At 59.3% G+C, this 14,410-nt stretch carries 23 protein-coding genes and 2 tRNA genes; 16 read left to right on the plus strand and 9 right to left on the minus strand.

Translation table 11 applies throughout. The features are described from left to right. Window positions 1–753 (plus strand): hypothetical protein (locus GXY01S_RS18645; protein WP_061276336.1); only part of this gene is annotated, 753 nt, incomplete at its 5' end. 33 nt (window positions 754–786) lie between these two features. Here the strand turns inward: GXY01S_RS18645 and GXY01S_RS14800 are convergent. Further along, a complete protein-coding gene (locus GXY01S_RS14800; RefSeq protein ID WP_061276338.1) occupies window positions 787–1,047 on the minus strand; it encodes a hypothetical protein in 261 nt (86 codons plus the stop codon). Window positions 1,048–1,204: 157 nt separating this feature from the next. Between GXY01S_RS14800 and GXY01S_RS14805 the strand changes: the two genes are divergently transcribed. The 10 genes from GXY01S_RS14805 to GXY01S_RS18705 all read left to right on the plus strand — a co-directional run bounded on the left by GXY01S_RS14805 (window position 1,205) and on the right by GXY01S_RS18705 (window position 5,695). Next, the gene (locus tag GXY01S_RS14805; RefSeq protein WP_061276340.1) at window positions 1,205–1,489 is read left to right on the plus strand and encodes a hypothetical protein; all 285 of its coding nucleotides are present in this window, start codon (window positions 1,205–1,207) and stop codon (window positions 1,487–1,489) included. Further along, window positions 1,486–1,773: a hypothetical protein gene (locus GXY01S_RS14810; protein WP_061276342.1), complete on the plus strand. Its 288-nt coding sequence runs from the start codon at window positions 1,486–1,488 to the stop codon at window positions 1,771–1,773. Before GXY01S_RS14805 ends, GXY01S_RS14810 begins: the two co-directional genes overlap by 4 nt. Continuing rightward, a complete protein-coding gene (locus GXY01S_RS14815) occupies window positions 1,770–2,351 on the plus strand; it encodes a hypothetical protein (protein ID WP_061276344.1) in 582 nt (193 codons plus the stop codon). Before GXY01S_RS14810 ends, GXY01S_RS14815 begins: the two co-directional genes overlap by 4 nt. Then, window positions 2,348–2,485: a hypothetical protein gene (locus GXY01S_RS18650; protein ID WP_169797756.1), complete on the plus strand. Its 138-nt coding sequence runs from the start codon at window positions 2,348–2,350 to the stop codon at window positions 2,483–2,485. The genes GXY01S_RS14815 and GXY01S_RS18650 overlap by 4 nt, the downstream gene beginning before the upstream one ends. Further along, window positions 2,482–2,943: a hypothetical protein gene (locus GXY01S_RS14820; RefSeq protein ID WP_255210460.1), complete on the plus strand. Its 462-nt coding sequence runs from the start codon at window positions 2,482–2,484 to the stop codon at window positions 2,941–2,943. Before GXY01S_RS18650 ends, GXY01S_RS14820 begins: the two co-directional genes overlap by 4 nt. Then, window positions 2,940–3,167, plus strand: a complete 228-nt coding sequence (locus GXY01S_RS14825; RefSeq protein WP_061276347.1) for a hypothetical protein — start codon at window positions 2,940–2,942, stop codon at window positions 3,165–3,167. Before GXY01S_RS14820 ends, GXY01S_RS14825 begins: the two co-directional genes overlap by 4 nt. After that, window positions 3,164–3,550: an SPFH domain-containing protein gene (locus GXY01S_RS14830; protein ID WP_061276349.1), complete on the plus strand. Its 387-nt coding sequence runs from the start codon at window positions 3,164–3,166 to the stop codon at window positions 3,548–3,550. The genes GXY01S_RS14825 and GXY01S_RS14830 overlap by 4 nt, the downstream gene beginning before the upstream one ends. After that, on the plus strand, window positions 3,547–3,792 hold the full coding sequence (locus GXY01S_RS14835; protein WP_061276350.1) for a hypothetical protein: 246 nt from the start codon (window positions 3,547–3,549) through the stop codon (window positions 3,790–3,792). The genes GXY01S_RS14830 and GXY01S_RS14835 overlap by 4 nt, the downstream gene beginning before the upstream one ends. Continuing rightward, complete coding sequence (locus GXY01S_RS14840) at window positions 3,789–4,226, plus strand: hypothetical protein (RefSeq protein WP_061276352.1); 438 nt, start codon at window positions 3,789–3,791, stop codon at window positions 4,224–4,226. The genes GXY01S_RS14835 and GXY01S_RS14840 overlap by 4 nt, the downstream gene beginning before the upstream one ends. 275 nt (window positions 4,227–4,501) lie before the next feature. After that, on the plus strand, window positions 4,502–5,695 hold the full coding sequence (locus GXY01S_RS18705; RefSeq protein WP_174520983.1) for a tyrosine-type recombinase/integrase: 1,194 nt from the start codon (window positions 4,502–4,504) through the stop codon (window positions 5,693–5,695). An 81-nt stretch (window positions 5,696–5,776) separates the two neighbouring features. On the opposite strand, the gene GXY01S_RS14850 is transcribed toward GXY01S_RS18705, so the two are convergent. The 5 genes from GXY01S_RS14850 to GXY01S_RS14870 all read right to left on the minus strand — a co-directional run bounded on the left by GXY01S_RS14850 (window position 5,777) and on the right by GXY01S_RS14870 (window position 7,277). Next, window positions 5,777–5,853 (minus strand) — tRNA-Arg (locus tag GXY01S_RS14850). A gap of 26 nt (window positions 5,854–5,879) precedes the next feature. Continuing rightward, a complete protein-coding gene (locus GXY01S_RS14855) occupies window positions 5,880–6,185 on the minus strand; it encodes an ETC complex I subunit (protein ID WP_061276374.1) in 306 nt (101 codons plus the stop codon). Between the two features lie 22 nt (window positions 6,186–6,207). Next, window positions 6,208–6,284, minus strand: a tRNA-Pro gene (locus tag GXY01S_RS14860). A gap of 145 nt (window positions 6,285–6,429) precedes the next feature. Further along, window positions 6,430–6,912: a xanthine phosphoribosyltransferase gene (gpt, locus tag GXY01S_RS14865; RefSeq protein WP_061276358.1), complete on the minus strand. Its 483-nt coding sequence runs from the start codon at window positions 6,910–6,912 to the stop codon at window positions 6,430–6,432. Continuing rightward, entirely contained in the window at window positions 6,912–7,277 is a 366-nt protein-coding gene (locus GXY01S_RS14870) for a tRNA-binding protein (RefSeq protein ID WP_061276360.1), read from the minus strand. Before GXY01S_RS14870 ends, gpt begins: the two co-directional genes overlap by 1 nt. A 108-nt stretch (window positions 7,278–7,385) precedes the next feature. On the opposite strand from GXY01S_RS14870, the gene GXY01S_RS14875 reads away from it, so the two are divergent. Together GXY01S_RS14875 and GXY01S_RS14880 are read left to right on the plus strand one after the other, a co-directional pair. Continuing rightward, complete coding sequence (locus tag GXY01S_RS14875) at window positions 7,386–8,654, plus strand: MFS transporter (protein WP_061276362.1); 1,269 nt, start codon at window positions 7,386–7,388, stop codon at window positions 8,652–8,654. 110 nt (window positions 8,655–8,764) lie between these two features. Further along, window positions 8,765–8,950, plus strand: a complete 186-nt coding sequence (locus GXY01S_RS14880; RefSeq protein WP_061276364.1) for a hypothetical protein — start codon at window positions 8,765–8,767, stop codon at window positions 8,948–8,950. Between the two features lie 119 nt (window positions 8,951–9,069). Here the strand turns inward: GXY01S_RS14880 and GXY01S_RS14885 are convergent, their stop codons facing one another. Continuing rightward, window positions 9,070–10,296, minus strand: a complete 1,227-nt coding sequence (locus GXY01S_RS14885; RefSeq protein WP_061276367.1) for a cation:proton antiporter — start codon at window positions 10,294–10,296, stop codon at window positions 9,070–9,072. 612 nt (window positions 10,297–10,908) lie between these two features. Here GXY01S_RS14885 and GXY01S_RS14890 point away from each other — a divergent pair. Then, window positions 10,909–11,865, plus strand: a complete 957-nt coding sequence (locus GXY01S_RS14890; protein ID WP_061276368.1) for an alpha/beta hydrolase — start codon at window positions 10,909–10,911, stop codon at window positions 11,863–11,865. A 184-nt stretch (window positions 11,866–12,049) separates the two neighbouring features. Continuing rightward, a complete protein-coding gene (locus GXY01S_RS14895) occupies window positions 12,050–12,526 on the plus strand; it encodes a GlcG/HbpS family heme-binding protein (protein WP_242501383.1) in 477 nt (158 codons plus the stop codon). 104 nt (window positions 12,527–12,630) lie between these two features. Here the strand turns inward: GXY01S_RS14895 and GXY01S_RS14900 are convergent, their stop codons facing one another. Next, window positions 12,631–12,957 (minus strand): hypothetical protein, encoded by a 327-nt coding sequence (locus GXY01S_RS14900; RefSeq protein WP_242501340.1) that lies wholly within the window; start codon window positions 12,955–12,957, stop codon window positions 12,631–12,633. Window positions 12,958–13,008: 51 nt separating this feature from the next. Here GXY01S_RS14900 and GXY01S_RS18655 point away from each other — a divergent pair, with 51 nt between their 5' ends. Then, a complete protein-coding gene (locus GXY01S_RS18655; protein WP_165165574.1) occupies window positions 13,009–13,425 on the plus strand; it encodes a hypothetical protein in 417 nt (138 codons plus the stop codon). A gap of 776 nt (window positions 13,426–14,201) precedes the next feature. Here the strand turns inward: GXY01S_RS18655 and GXY01S_RS14910 are convergent. Continuing rightward, window positions 14,202–14,410, minus strand: a 209-nt coding sequence (locus GXY01S_RS14910; protein ID WP_169797757.1) for a response regulator transcription factor, incomplete at its 5' end; no start/stop codon positions are given.

A 14,410-nucleotide genomic window follows, 5' to 3' on the forward strand; every position in this document is an offset into this window, starting at 1 on the left:
ACTAAGACGAAGGTGCAAGTCACCGCTTTGGAAAGCGGCAGCTTTCAGATTTCTTTCGAAGTGGTCCAGACATTCTTCAGTCACATGGTGGCATTCTTGTCAGGACCGACGATAACTGCTGCCGCAAACCTGCAAAGTCTGCTTTTTGGCAATAGCGTTGTGGACGGTGTAATATATCTTATTAAAAAATTTCGGGGAACATCTCCGGATAAAGTCACCCCTCTTAAAGAGGGAATGGTTCGGCTTCAGTATGGGGATGAAACTGTAGATATATCGGTCGAGAGCCTGAAATTATTGCAGAGCTTGCCAGTGAGAGATTCCTTGCAGAAAATCATTGAAGAGCCCCTGAAAATGGATGGGATCGAGGTGTTTGAGGTAAGGAGTGGCGGCAAAACTACTGAAACTGTTACTAGGGAAGAATCTGTATATTTTGCAAAACCATCTATGCCGGACGAAATTTTGGTAGATGATCATAGACGCGCTGCGTTTTCTATTATGGCCCTTGCATTTAAAGACGATAATAAATGGCGTCTTTCTAACGGAGAGCAAACCATTAGCGCAAAAATCGAAGATGCTGATTTTCTTAGGCGAGTTAACGAAAATGAAGTTTCTTTTTCCAAGGGAGATATTTTGATTTGCTACCTACATGTCATACAAAAACGGACAGATACAGGAATCAAAACAGATTATATCGTCGATAAGGTTATCGATCACAAACCTGGCACAAGACAAATACCATTTATTTTTGAGTAAATTTTTTACCATGACCGCCGTATTGGCGGTTTTTTATTCTTCTATATCAGGCACATCCCCAACACTCACAAGAATTTCCGGTTCGCCATAGTCACCCGCTTCCTCATCTACGAACATGCGGACCAGAACTGCGCCGTCTATGGATGTGCCGCCGACTGCCACCTTGTCGGCCCTGCGCCTGCCTTCCTCCACTGACCTGCACACGATCGGGGTGCCTGGCTCAAGCTGTGTACGGCCTCGTTTTGGGCTTCCCCATTTGTAGGGCTGGAAGATGATTCTCTCTGTGGACGGCATAGGCGATTCCTTTCATTATGTTCATATTATGTTCTAATTGAATCTCAAAGGGAAGCCCAACATGTCTGGCATGATGTCGGCAAATCCGACATTCCTCCTTGCCTTAAATGTCGGAATTGCTAACATACATTCGATACCACCCCGATGAAGGTTTGTTATGTCAATCATCACAGTCATTCCCTGCGGTATTAGTGCGGCCCAGTGTGGCCCCGATAGCCTGCAGGACATAATCGCCCGCCGCCAGATGGCCGAAAGCGCCATTCTGAACGCCTTGCCGCGCCAAGGCACAGGCATCGCCCTGCTCATGTCCGAACGCCGCGCCCTGCGTGCCGCCACGGCCGAACTCAACCGGCAGATGGATGCCGAGGAAGCGGAACTCAACCGCATCGCCCGCCGCCATGCGTCCCGCCACCTCACCAGCGCCGGGCAAGGTGTGGCATGACGCAGAACTTCACGCCCATACCGCCCGGCCACCTTGTCGGCCTGCTGGCCAGCAGGGATCAGGATGCGGCCATCAATATGCACCAGCAGTTCCGCACCAACTTCATGGCGGCCGAGACCTACCGCCAGCAGGGCAGCCTGACCGCGGCCCGCTTCGCCGCCCGCATTGCCGATGCGCGACTGGAGGACCTTGAGCGCATCGTCATGGCCCCGTTCATGGCCGAAGGCCCCGAGATCGAGGCCGACCTGTACCGTAAGGCGCAGGCGGGGAGGGTGCAGTCATGACCGAACCCCCGATCAAGCTGACCAGGCGCGGGCATGAAGTGCTGGCCAAGATCCGCACCCGCGCCCTGCACGATGCCCTGCGCGATCAGGAAAAGCCGCCCACCATCGATGCGGTCCTGACCGCGCTGCTGATCAAGGTCACTGTAGGCCACAGGCTCATGGCCGATGTGGTGGCACAACTCGTGAACCGGGAAGGGGACATCACCATCCCGCATGAGGCCCAACTGGTGCAACTGGCCTGCGAGGTTCTGGCGCGCGAGGTTCATGTCACGCCTGAGCACAAGCGCAACGGCATTACGTATTCGAGCGGCCATTATGACCGGGCTGAATGGATTGGCGCCCTTATGGATGCCGACTACAGCATGCCCCGCCTCGATACGGCGGAAATACTGGGTGAGATGTCGGGCGATCAGTTGCGCGCCCTCTCTCTTCTGGTTGCGACCCGCCACGGCAAACCGCCCGCCAAGGTGGGTGAACTTCGGGAATGGCTGGTCGGCAAGCTGCCCGACTGGCAGCCCGTGCCCTTCCATGCACCCGGGCCACCCCGCGCACCTTTCCGCGTAGGAGAGGAGGCATGATTCAGATCCCCGCTCACCAGGTCGACTGCATCCGCGATCATCTGCCCACCGTGCCGGAAGTCATGGCCTGTACGGCGCTGTGCTGCGTGGTGTGGGGCGGCCTTGTCCTGATCGTGCTGGAGGCGCTGCCATGATGGAAACCCGCCAGCTCGATCTTGTCGACTACCTTGCAGGTATCTCCGCGCCGCCTGCGGCAGCACCGCAGATCAACCCGCTCGATCTGCTTCCACGCCGCCCCAAGGCATGGGAGCGTCTGGTCGCTCACGTCCCGGACGAGGATGTCCGCATCAGCGTCTCCTCGACCTGGACCCGCGTGGTGGTTGAGCAGCTGCGCGAGGACGGACGTGGTGACCTGCTGTTCGCCACCGGCAAGATCAGATCCGACGAAGTGCCGCCCGACCTCATCTGGCCCGAGCCTTGCCGCCTGATCCTGATGACAGCCGCCAGCGCCATCCGCATCCACGAACGCTGGTGCCTGGAGGATGCCCCCGGCACCGGCCTGTCATCCACATTCCGCTTTGCCCGGCAGCAGCATGCCGACCGTGCGACCGTGTCGCGGCAGCTGCACCTGCTGGGAGAGGAACAGTCATGACCGAGATGAAGATAGAGGTCGCGTCCGCCATCGGGATTGCCTTCATCCCGATAGCCTGCATGGCCGGGATGGCGTGTTTCGGCATCCCTCACGACGACAATTTCAGCAACCCGGAATATGCCGCGTGCCGGCGCAGGGGCAACGCTATGCAGGATTGTATACGGCATGTGCGAACAACGAATAAGCCGACCATCCGTGCCCGGATAGCGGGAGGCAAGGCATGAGCAGCGAAGCCGGCGCATTTGGTGCAGTGGTTGGCCTCGGCACGGTCCTGGTCATGTGCGTGGGCGGAGGCCTCTATGGCTGCCCCCGTTACAATGTCTATTCTGCCAAGATGACGGGCGAGGCGGAACTGGCGCAGGCCACGCAGAACCGGCAGGTGCTGGTCCAGACCGCGCAGGCCGAGCGTGATGCAGAGATCCTGCGCGCGGAAGGCACGGCCAAGGCCAACAAGATCATCGGCGAGAGCCTGAAGGAAAACGCGGAATACCTGCGGTGGCTCTGGATCAGCAAGCTGGACAACCAGACCAACAAGACCGTGGTCTATGTGCCGACCGATGGCATGGTTCCCCAACTGGAGACTGGTCGGATCGGAGAGGCAAGATGAGCCGCGTTCAGCCCATAAAATTCAAGCGCATCACAGCCGCAACCATCAAAGCTGGATGGAAAAAGAAAGCGCGCGCCCTCACTCAGTCCCAACGTCAGCAGGCTCTCGACATGATCCGGTCTGGAGCAACGATCGGATCGGTTCGGGAGGCGCTTGAAGTAGATCAGGACACTGTTCTGGGCATCATCGAACTGTGCACCGTCAAGACTGTGATCACATCGCTGAAAGAGGTCGCCCCATGACCACCATTCCCAGCGCGGTAGTGGAAGCCGCCGCGCGTGCGCTGTGTGAATCATACAACGACCCGCGTGGCCCCGATGCAATGGTCATGACAATCAAAGGCGGGACGTTAGTGCCCAACTGGCAGACCTACCGGCAGGCTGCCGCCAATGTCCTGATCGCGGCGGCCTATGCATCCAAATGCCTGAAACCTCATACCCTTAATGACCAGGCGCATCCGTGCCTGCGGGGCCTCCAGTTCGGCCGGGAGATCTACGATGTCGAGATCTACGGCAACGGTCAGGGTGAATACCTCGGCATCGTGCTCGAGGAAGGCGGCCCAAGCAGGATTGTTTTCCGGGGGCCTCTGGTCAGGGAAGGGGATGTCAGGTTGATCCGGGCGCGTGGGGTGCAGGCGTGGGTAGAAAAAGGGAGCGAGGACAATGGCGGGGGCTGATAGCTTACCATTCTGGCCCCGTTACCTGACCAAAGAACTGGCGGCGCGATATCTTGGGGTCAGCACGTCTACTTTTGATGACGAAGTAAAGCAGGGGTGGTGGCCACCAGCACGTCCACGCGGCGGCCGGGGCGGCAGGTTGACGTGGGATCGCAACTTGCTCGACCTATACGCCGATCAGGCCTCTGGAATCGGGGTGGGGGCACCGGCTGCAACCAGTGCCCCCGTTTCTGCAGAAAGCCTGGTCATGACGCCATCTCTAGTGGAGAGAATGAATGCCACGCTCCCGCAGAACCGGGTTGAACGTCGTGCGCAAGAAGCGCAGCGACGGTTCGGTAACTGAATATTTTTACGACCGTGCGACCAGAAAATTCCTTGGTCACACCCGTGAGGCGGCGCTTGAACGCCTCAGCTTTCAGGATCCATTGACCGAGGCAGGCATAGTGCCAGGCTCGATCTCGGCGCTGATCGTGGATTATCTGAGTGATGAGGACGCGCAGGGCAGGTTGCGCGAGAGCACCCGCAGGCTCTATCGCGGCTACCTGGACCGCATGCGTGAGGACTGGGGAGACATCCCGGCCCGCGCCATCACCCGTCAGGAGGTGCTGGCGATCAAAAAGCGCATGCGCGGCACGCCGCGCAAGGCCAACCAGATCCTGTCCCTGCTGCAGATCCTTCTGGCTCGGGCCAAGGAGCAGGGGATCGTGACCGAAAATGTTGCCGAACGATTTGGCAGGCTGCACATCGCCAGCCGTGTGCAGATATGGGGCTACGAAATGGAGGATGAATTTATGGCCCGCGCGCGGCCCTCGCTCCAGTTGGCTTATATGCTGCTTCTGTACACCGTTCAGAGACCGGGCGACGTGCTGACCATGGATGCGTCCCGCATTTCCGAAAGGGAAGGACGTCTGTTCATAGCCCTGCGACAATCCAAGACTGGCACACTGCTTGACGTGCCCGTTCATGAACGCCTGGCAGGCCTGTTGCGCGAACGCCTGCGTCAGATCGATCAGGAAGCGGCGGCGCAGTCGGGAAAAATTGTCGCCCGCATCGGCAAGCCAAGCCCGAAGCTGCTGGTACCAAGCCCAACGGGCAAGCAATGGGCGCGGCGCAATTTCAGCCGCGCATGGGACCAGGTCATGGCCAGAATGGGAAGGGCAGCGGCCAGAAAGCTTTTTCAGGAAGGGCTGTCGAAAGAGGAGGTGAGGGAGCAGCTTGCCGAAAACCATCGGCAGCGCCGCGATCTGCGACGAACGGGCATTGTGCGCCTGGCCGAAGCCGGTGCGACTACGCCACAGATCGCTTCCATCAGCGGACATGGGATCGATTACTGCCAGCGCATCATCGACACATATCTTCCGCGCCGCACTGAGGTCGCGGTCGCGGGTATGCAGTTGTGGGAACAGCATCAGCAACGGGAGACCAGCAAAGTGGTCTCGATCGCTGCAACGCGGGGTCGTCTGGGGTAGGTCGATACCACAATGAGCCATAGTGCACTGCAAACCATCTGCAAACCGTGCAAACTTTTTAGCTGCTAAGTCATTGAAAAATGGCGCGCCCTGCTGGATTCGAACCAGCGACCCACAGCTTAGAAGGCTGTTGCTCTATCCAACTGAGCTAAGGGCGCAAGGCTGCCTTTGTGCCAGATCGCGCTTAATGCGTCCAGTTCTGTATCCGGTCATACCGGAAATTATCGGCATAGGCCTTTGGCCTGCGGTGGCGCGGGGCAGGGATCTCGATATCATACGCGATGCCCTGCGTGGTGGCATAGGCAATGGCGCTGTTCTGGTCGGGAAACTGGAGTTGCAGTTGTGATGGCGTGTCGGTGCTGCCGGTCCAGCCCATGAGGGAGTCGACATGGCGGGGGCGGTTCTGCCCGTAATCCAGCACCCATGTATGGGTTATTGCCTGGCCAGACTGGCCGGCGGGTTTTGACTGCCTGTAAATCCGGGCTCGCATGAGCATTGTCACTCCCAGGATATGGTCGGGGCGCCCGGACTCGAACCGGGGGCCTCGTGTACCCAAAACACGCGCGCTACCAGGCTGCGCCACGCCCCGCGACCACGAGCGGGAAACTATGGGGCGACGGCTGTTCTGGCAAGCACATTCTTGCAAAAAAATACCGCGCCAGCCCGACCCGGGCAAGCGGGGCGGGCAGGTGCGGCGAACAACACGTCGTGTAATGGCCAGGGTGGGGAAGGGATCAGGCCTTCTCGACCGATTTGCTGGCCAGCGGCGGAATGAACAGGGGCGCCGTATCCCACGGGAAGAGCACCCACGTATCCTGCGGCACCTCGACCACGAACAGGTCTGTAACGGGGCGGCCGGCGGGCTTGGCGTAAAGGCAGGCAAACACCGCCTTGGGCAGCAGCTTGCGCACGAGCTGGGCGGTCACGCCCGAATCCACCAGGTCATCAATGATCACGAAGCCCTCGCCATCACCGGCGGCCTCGGCTTTCTTGATCACGTTGGCCTCGCCCATCTTCTCCTCGTCATAGGTCACGACGGAGATGGTCTCGATCAGGCGGCAGTCGAGTTCACGGGCGATGATCGCGGCGGGGATCATGCCCCCGCGCGTGATGGCCACAATGCCCCTGAAGGGGCCACGGTTCATCAGCGTGCTGGCTAGCTGGCGGGCATCGCGGTGCAGCTGGTCCCATGTTACGGTTGCGTAGCTCTTGGCCATCAGAAAAGTTTTCCTCCATCGGGAACACGGCCATCCGGGCGGATCAGGACGGCTTCTCCATTACTGTCGGGCATGCCCAGCGTCAGCACTTCACTGCGGAAGGGGCCGACCTGCCGGGGCGGCACGTTGATCACCGCGCAGATCTGGCGGCCCACCAGCCGGGTCGGCACATAGCGGTGATTGACCTGCACCACCGATGACCGCACCCCGATATGGGGCCCGAAATCGATCGTGAGCCAGAAGGCGTGCGGTCGCATCTCACGCAGGGGGCGTGCCTCCAAAACCGTGCCGGCCCGGATATCGAGCCAGTCACGGGCTTCCCCTTGTGTGCCGGGCACGGTGGCATGCTCTACAGGGTCTGTCATTCAACCGCTTTTGCCCGTGTTGGGGCGGATTTGCAAACGGGAGAATGCGTTTTTTTAATGGGGAAAGCGTAGGATATCCACGAATGCTGCTGTTAGGATACAGCCATCATGCCTCCTGCTTCCGCTCCGCCCGGCGCGCAAGGCCCCGCGCCTGCCGCACCCTCCCTGCCGCTGCACCGTCATCCGGGGCTTCTGGCTTTCCTTGCCGCCCGCACGGCGTCCTCCTTTTCGGCCTGCGTGCAGGCCGTGGCCGTGGGGTGGCAGATCTATGCGCTTACCCACAGCACCACGGCGCTGGCGCTGGTGGGGCTGGCGCAGTTCCTGCCCATGGCGGGGCTTCTGCTGCCCGCAGGCCATGCGGCGGATCATTTCAACCGGCGCGTGATCGTGGTCACATGCCAGGCCATCGAGGCGTTCTCGGCGCTGTTCATGGCCATTGCCGCGTTTGGCGGCTGGACCACGCCGTGGATGATCTATGCCATGGTGATGATCTTCGGCGCGGCCCGCGCGTTCGAGATGCCCTGCCAGCAGACCTTCCTGCCATCTCTGGTGCCTGCCCATGTGTTTCCGCGCGCGGCGGCGGTGTCCTCCTCGCTGTTCCAGGCGGCGGCGGTGACGGGGCCATCGGTGGGCGGGCTGCTTTACGGGGCAGGAGCGGGGGTGTGCTACCTTGTGTGCGCGCTGGGGTTTGCCTGCGCGTGCATCAGCACGCTGTGCATCAGGCTGGTGTTTGCGCCAAGGCCAAGGGTGCCGCTCTCGCTGGCCACGTTTGTCGAGGTGGCGCATTTCATGCGCGCGCGGCCCGACATGCTGGGCGCCATATCGCTTGACTTGTTTGCCGTGCTGCTTGGCGGCGCCACCGCCATGCTGCCGGTCTATGCCAGTGACATCCTGCACGCAGGCCCGATCGGGCTGGGGCTTTTGCGCGGCGCGCCTGCCATCGGGGCGGTGGCGTGTTCCATCATCATGGTGTGGAAACCGCTCAACCACCGGGCCGGGGCGCGCATGTTCCTGGCGGTGGCCATATTCGGGCTGGCCACGGTGGTGTTCGCCTTCTCGCGCTCCATGGCGGTATCCATCATTGCGCTGGCGGTGCTGGGGGCGGCGGATGTGGTGAGTGTCGTGGTGCGCAGCGCCCTGGTGCAACTGCGCACGCCCGACAGCATGCGCGGGCGGGTCTCGGCGGTGAACATGCTGTTCATCGGGTCATCCAACCAGCTTGGCGAGTTCGAGAGCGGCATGCTGGCCACCCTGATCGGCCCGGTCGAGGCCGTGGCGCTGGGCGGCATTGGCACGCTGGTCATAACCGGGTTGTGGATACGGATGTTCCCCACCCTATGGCGCGTGGACCGGCTGGATGACATCACCCCGCAATAAACCGGGGGCCGGAACATGTTTCTGTATTGCAGCCTTCATGCGAACGGACAGGACAGCGGCGGGAATATGCCGGATCCTGCGCTTGCTGCCCTGACGGAAAAGCGCGATGCATGGCGCGCCATGCGGGCATTGTCGGGCTGAGTGACCCGGCGCAGTCAGCCGACCTTCAACTGCGCGGTGAACGCCCGACATATCTCGTGACCTCTGGCCATGAGGAAGATGGTCATTATGACCTCAAAACACCGTATTGCGCCACGACTGCGCCCGATATGATTCCCGTGCCGGGCGGCCTGTAAGGTGACTGGAGCCTGACCGGAAATGTCGCGTTGGCGCGGGAGCTGTTCATGGTATTTGAGATGATGGCCCTGCTCGCCTGACCGGCATCCCTGCCGGGTGGATGACCTGGCGGCTCTCCCTAGCGCAGTTGCCCGCCCGCCCCGGTGCGTGGCGCGAACAGGCGAAAGAGCGGGCCGGTCAGCGCGGTGGAAATGACCGCCAGCACCATGAGCGAGGCGAACGCGAAGTCCGACAGCATGCCCTGGGCGTGCAGGATGGTGGCGGCCACGATTTCCATCAGCCCCTTGCATTGCAGCAGCGCGCCCACGCTCAGCGCCTGCCGCCGCGACAGGTCGGGCGCGGGCGGGAAGGCATAGACCGAGGCCATCTTGGCCAGCACGGAAATCACCACCAGCATCAGCGATGCCACGACCGAGGGCCAGGTCAGCGCATCGCCATTGATGTGCAGCCCGCTATGGCCAAAGAACATGGGGGCAAGCCAGATGAGCGAGAACGTGCCCACCTGTTCCACCGGCAGCCGCGCTACCCAGCGCGGTGGCATGAGCGCGCCGGCAAAATAGGCCCCGATCAGTTCATGCAGCCCCAGTTGCATGCTGGCCCATGAGCCCGCGGCCAGATAGATGGGCACCGCCAGCCAGATGACAGCAGCAGGTGGGTTGGGCATGTTGCGCGTGGCCCAGTTGCCAGCAAAGGCCAGGAGAGCGAGCAGGGCGACGGCGACGGCCTCCAGCCCGGTCCAGCCATGCAGGGCGGCAGGCCCGCGGGCCGCGAATTGCAGCAGCACCAGCCCCACCCAGAGTGCTGCGTCATCGACTACCGCCAGCTTGAGCGCAAGCTGCCCGATGGAGCGCTGGGTGGGGTCAAGTTCGCGCACGATGCCGATCAGCACCGGCAGGGCGCTGACCGCAATGCACAGCCCGATGGCCATGGCGCCCACCACCGGCCCCACATGCGGCGGCTGCCAGCCATGCAGCGGCAGGAAAAAACAGTAGACCAGAAGCGAGCCGACCACGAACGGGCCGCCCAGCGCCACGCCCGCCCCGCCCAGCAGGCGGCCTAGCGGCGGGGCGGGGATGGTGTGGGCCGAGACATGGGCATCGGGCGACTGCCACATTTCAAGCCCGGCGGTAAAGGCCAGCACCAGAACGGCCAGCCAGCCAAGGTTGTCGCCATAGACGGAGGGAATGCCAAGGCGCTGCACGGGCGCATGCATGACGGCCAGGATGATGCCAAGCAGGATGGGCAGGACAACAATCGGTATTGTCCGCCCCAGAAGCCGCCATAGCCCCCATGGAAGAAGAACAAAGAGGCCAGAATCAAGAACAAGAGCCGTAATGTCTGACAATGGCTATCCTTTCCCATTTATAAACAGGCATATGTTATATGCATAAAAAATTCATTTGGGATTTATTTTTTTAAAATTGCATAAAATAATGAATATATGCGGATTTAGTTCTTATTATGTTCTTTTTGTATGGCAACTGCCGCATGAGGCAGCCGCACAGAGCCCGGCATCGACATGAAACGCGCCGCGCGGGCGGTGGTTCGGAGCAGGGCTGACATATTTGATGATGGGTTCCTGCCCCACAACGCGCGTCTGTGTGGCGGGTCAAGGGCGTTTTTGTCCTGTGACCTATTTGATGCGGAGGCTTTATTCATATGGTGGAAAATCAGTTCAGGGCTATTCTGATACGTATGAATAAGGGTGATTTTAAATATTGTTTCAAAACTGAATGGTTCGTGTGTATATTAATTATCTCTATATGATCCAATTTAATTAAAAATAAGTCGATTTTAGAATATAATAGATAAAATAATCCTATATTTTTATATTTTATATTCATATGTGGTCAATATTGTTTGATACTGATCATGGTTGCTCACGCCGTCGTGCGTGAGGGTTCCTGCATCAAGGCCGCTCCCGAAGCGTGGCCTGTGATAAAAGAGGACCTTCACCATGCCCAAAAATGTCGTCAATCCCGAATTCTTGCCCATTCTGGAGAAGATGCCGTCCTTCGATGGCCTGTCCGGCCGCTCCCTGCCCGAAGTGCGCGAAATCTTCATGACATCGGTGCGCCTGATCGAAGGCAAGCCCCTGCCTGATGTGGAAGTGCAGGAAGAATACATCCCCGGCCCCGCTGGCGCGCCAGATGTGCGCGTGCTGATCTATCGCCCCCGCACGCGGCGGGCCAATGCCCCGGCCATGGTCTATATACACGGCGGCGGCCTGGTATCGGGCCATCCCGAGGTCGATGACCCCAAATGCCAGGTGCTGGCCAGCAAAATGGGTTTTGTGATCGTATCGGTCGATTACCGCCTTGCGCCGGAGGTGAAATACCCCGCCGCGATCGAGGATTGCTATGCCGCCCTCAAATGGGTGCATGACAACGCGGCACAGCTTGGCATCAACCGTGACAAGGTGGTCGTGGCAGGCGAGAGCGCGGGCGGGGGCCTGAGTGCGGCCCTGTCGCTCATGGCGCGTGACCGCAAGGAGTACAAGCTGGCCTACCAGTTGCTCATCTACCCTATGCTTGATGACCGCACGGCCACAAAGGTCGATCCGGCCCCTGATTTTGGTGAGTTTGTCTGGACCCGCTCGGCCAATAAATATGCGTGGGAAGCCTATCTGGGTGCTGCGGCAGGGGGTGACGGCACCCCGGCCTATGCCGCTGCGGCGCGGGCAAAGGACCTGACCGGCCTGCCGCCCACCTTTATTGGCGTGGGGTCGATGGATCTGTTCCTGTGCGAGGATCTGGAATACAGCCGCCGCCTCATGGCAGCAGGCGTGCCGACCGAGGTGATGGTGGTGCCGGGCGCGTACCATGTGTTCGACATGTTCGTGCCCGAGGCCGAACTGTCGCGCCGGTTCATGGAGGCATATTGCGCGGGGCTGAAACGCACGCTTGGCCTGTAGCCTGTAGGGCGCCTGCCTGCTCCGGTCGCCGCACGGGGTAGGCACCATTGCGTGTACGGCTGCTTTTGTGGTTGCGGGCCACCCGTCCGGCTTTGCATCATGCTACCCGTGCGTGAGGGGAGAATGCGCAATGATGCAATGGTGCCGATATGCAGGGCGTGGGGGGCTTGTGGCGACCTGTCTCATGCTGGCCCCGGCGGCCCATGCGCAAAGCCACGTTGTCCTGACCCCCAAGCTTGACTGGCAGCTTGCCGCCCGATTGGCGGAAGAGGCGGTCAGGGCCTGTGCTGCGCAGGGCTATTCCGTCACGGCCACGGTGGTTGATACGAGCGGGCACCAGCAGGCCGTCATCAAGGGGGATAGCGTGCCGCTGCAATCGCTGTCCGTCTCCTATCGCAAGGCCTATACCGCCTTTGCCTATGGGCTTGCCTTTAACATGAACACCACCAGCGAACTGATTGCCGCCAAGGTAACGGGGCCTGCCAACGGCGCGCTCAACACCATACCCGAAGTGCTGTTCGTGCCCGGTGGGGTGACGTTGCGGCGGGTGGCGGATAACGCAGCCCTTGGCGGCATTGGTGTCTCTGGCGCGCCGGGTGGCGAGAAGGATGAAGCCTGCGCGCAGGCTGCTGTGACGAAATACCGGGCGGAATTTCGTTAAAACGGCTAAAGGTTTCCGGGTGTTGCCTTCCGAAGCTTTTTGAAAAAAGCTTCACCAAAAACTTTTGTATTTTACGGCATTATTGGACCGGACCGTTGCGGGGGTTACTGTAGTTTCTCGCTATCCTCATCCATGTCATGCAAAAGTGCCTGCGTCAGCGCGCGGTGGGACTGGATGAGCCGCACGTTATCGCGGTTCAGTTTTGGGGCGGTTTTCCTGTCTGCCGGGGGCGCGTCGCTCATGGTGGTCGTCATTTCAAAAGTGGTGAGGCTCATGACAAAATCCCGTGCCGACATGTCGTGTTCCTGCAGGATGGCCTGAAGTTCCGGCATGGCCTCGGTGCGGCGGATCGTGACGGCAAGCGGTATGTTTTTTGTCTGCATGGGCGGCGTGAGGTGTGCCTGCCGGATGGCCCGGATGAGAGGCAGCATGCGGGCAAAAAAATCCTTGGGGAGCCTGTACTCGGCAGCGCTCTGGATATCATGCTGCATGGCCTCATGCACGGCCCGTTCAATCTCGGCCTTCTGCTCAGCCGATGGCCCGTGCGACTCAACGCCCTGTGCCCGCGCATCCCGCAACCCGAGGGAAGGGACTGCAAGGGTGCAGGCGCAGAAAAAAAGAATCCTGCATGGAATCAAAGCCTTCATGCGCGCGCCTCCATCATGCCTTTCATGCTCCTGCCCGGCAGGCCATCGTGTTCATCCAGGGCTGTTGTGCTGATTGTGCGGCAGATCGCGCATCAGTCAATATGGATTGGCAATCGACGCATGCCCCAGGCCGTAACGCCGTTGCATGGTGTTGCCGCCATGACCCATAACCGGTTCAGTCCTGCATGGAGTTGGAAAAGTGGGGGCTGTGCATTAATGGGATATATATTTCTGTATAATAATTTTGAATAATAAATGAGTAATTTTTCATTAAATCTGTCAATTTTATACCAATTTATATGATATGTCAGCAGTGTTACGTATAATTCATGGTGGACGTGGCGTAATTCTATTGCAATATAAAAATAATAAAATTTATTTACGGCTATTTATAAAATAATAATAAAGTATATATCGATAATTTATGTAATTATTTTGTCTGTATGTAGTATAGAACCTGAATATGTGCGGTCGCCCGCCAGTGCGTCGGATATGTCATGGTATACAAAAGAAGGAACGGCTACCATCTTCGGTTCGCCATCCTTCGTTTACTTTAAAGATCGGTATTTTTCCCATATTTTGGGTCTCTTTATGCAATTGTTGGCCCGAAGTACAACATGACCTGTGCCGGGGAGGACGTGCAACTGCTGCCGCAAAGTCCGGCGTCTGATTCTGTAGTCGATCATATGGCCCGTCATAATGTAATGACCGGACCCGAGGTGGATTCTGCCAAGGTTGCGCCATTCATCCGGCACGTAACATGTGATGCGGGCGCACACTTTACCTTCTCCAACCTGCCTGCTGGCGTCTGGTATGCAGTGACACAGATGGGAAACAGGGCTGTTACCATCAAGAAGGTTGTCGTCAAGGATATTACCGTCAAGGAGATCCGGACCCAGCCGGGCCAGACCACGTCCGTCACCATGCCGTGTCTTTCGCATTACCCGCCTTCGTGGCGACATAAGCCGAGGCTATGGTAAGGCCATTACTTACCCGATGCTGTGCTACAATACGTTTCAGATGGTCCGTCAGGGATAGATCAGCCCAAGCTGAATGGCCCGCACAACCGCCTGGACGCGATTATGACAGCCCAGTTTATGCATCACGTTCTTCAGATGATATTTGGTGGTATTGTCGCTTATTGAGAGGATGGCGCCGATCTCGGTCGTGTCCTTGCCCTGGGCAACCCAGAGGAGACATTCCCGCTCCCGCTCTGTCATGAGCGGCTTTTCGTCAT

It is taken from the genome of Komagataeibacter xylinus NBRC 15237, from assembly GCF_001571345.1.
Classification (GTDB): Bacteria; Pseudomonadota; Alphaproteobacteria; order Acetobacterales; family Acetobacteraceae; genus Komagataeibacter; species Komagataeibacter xylinus.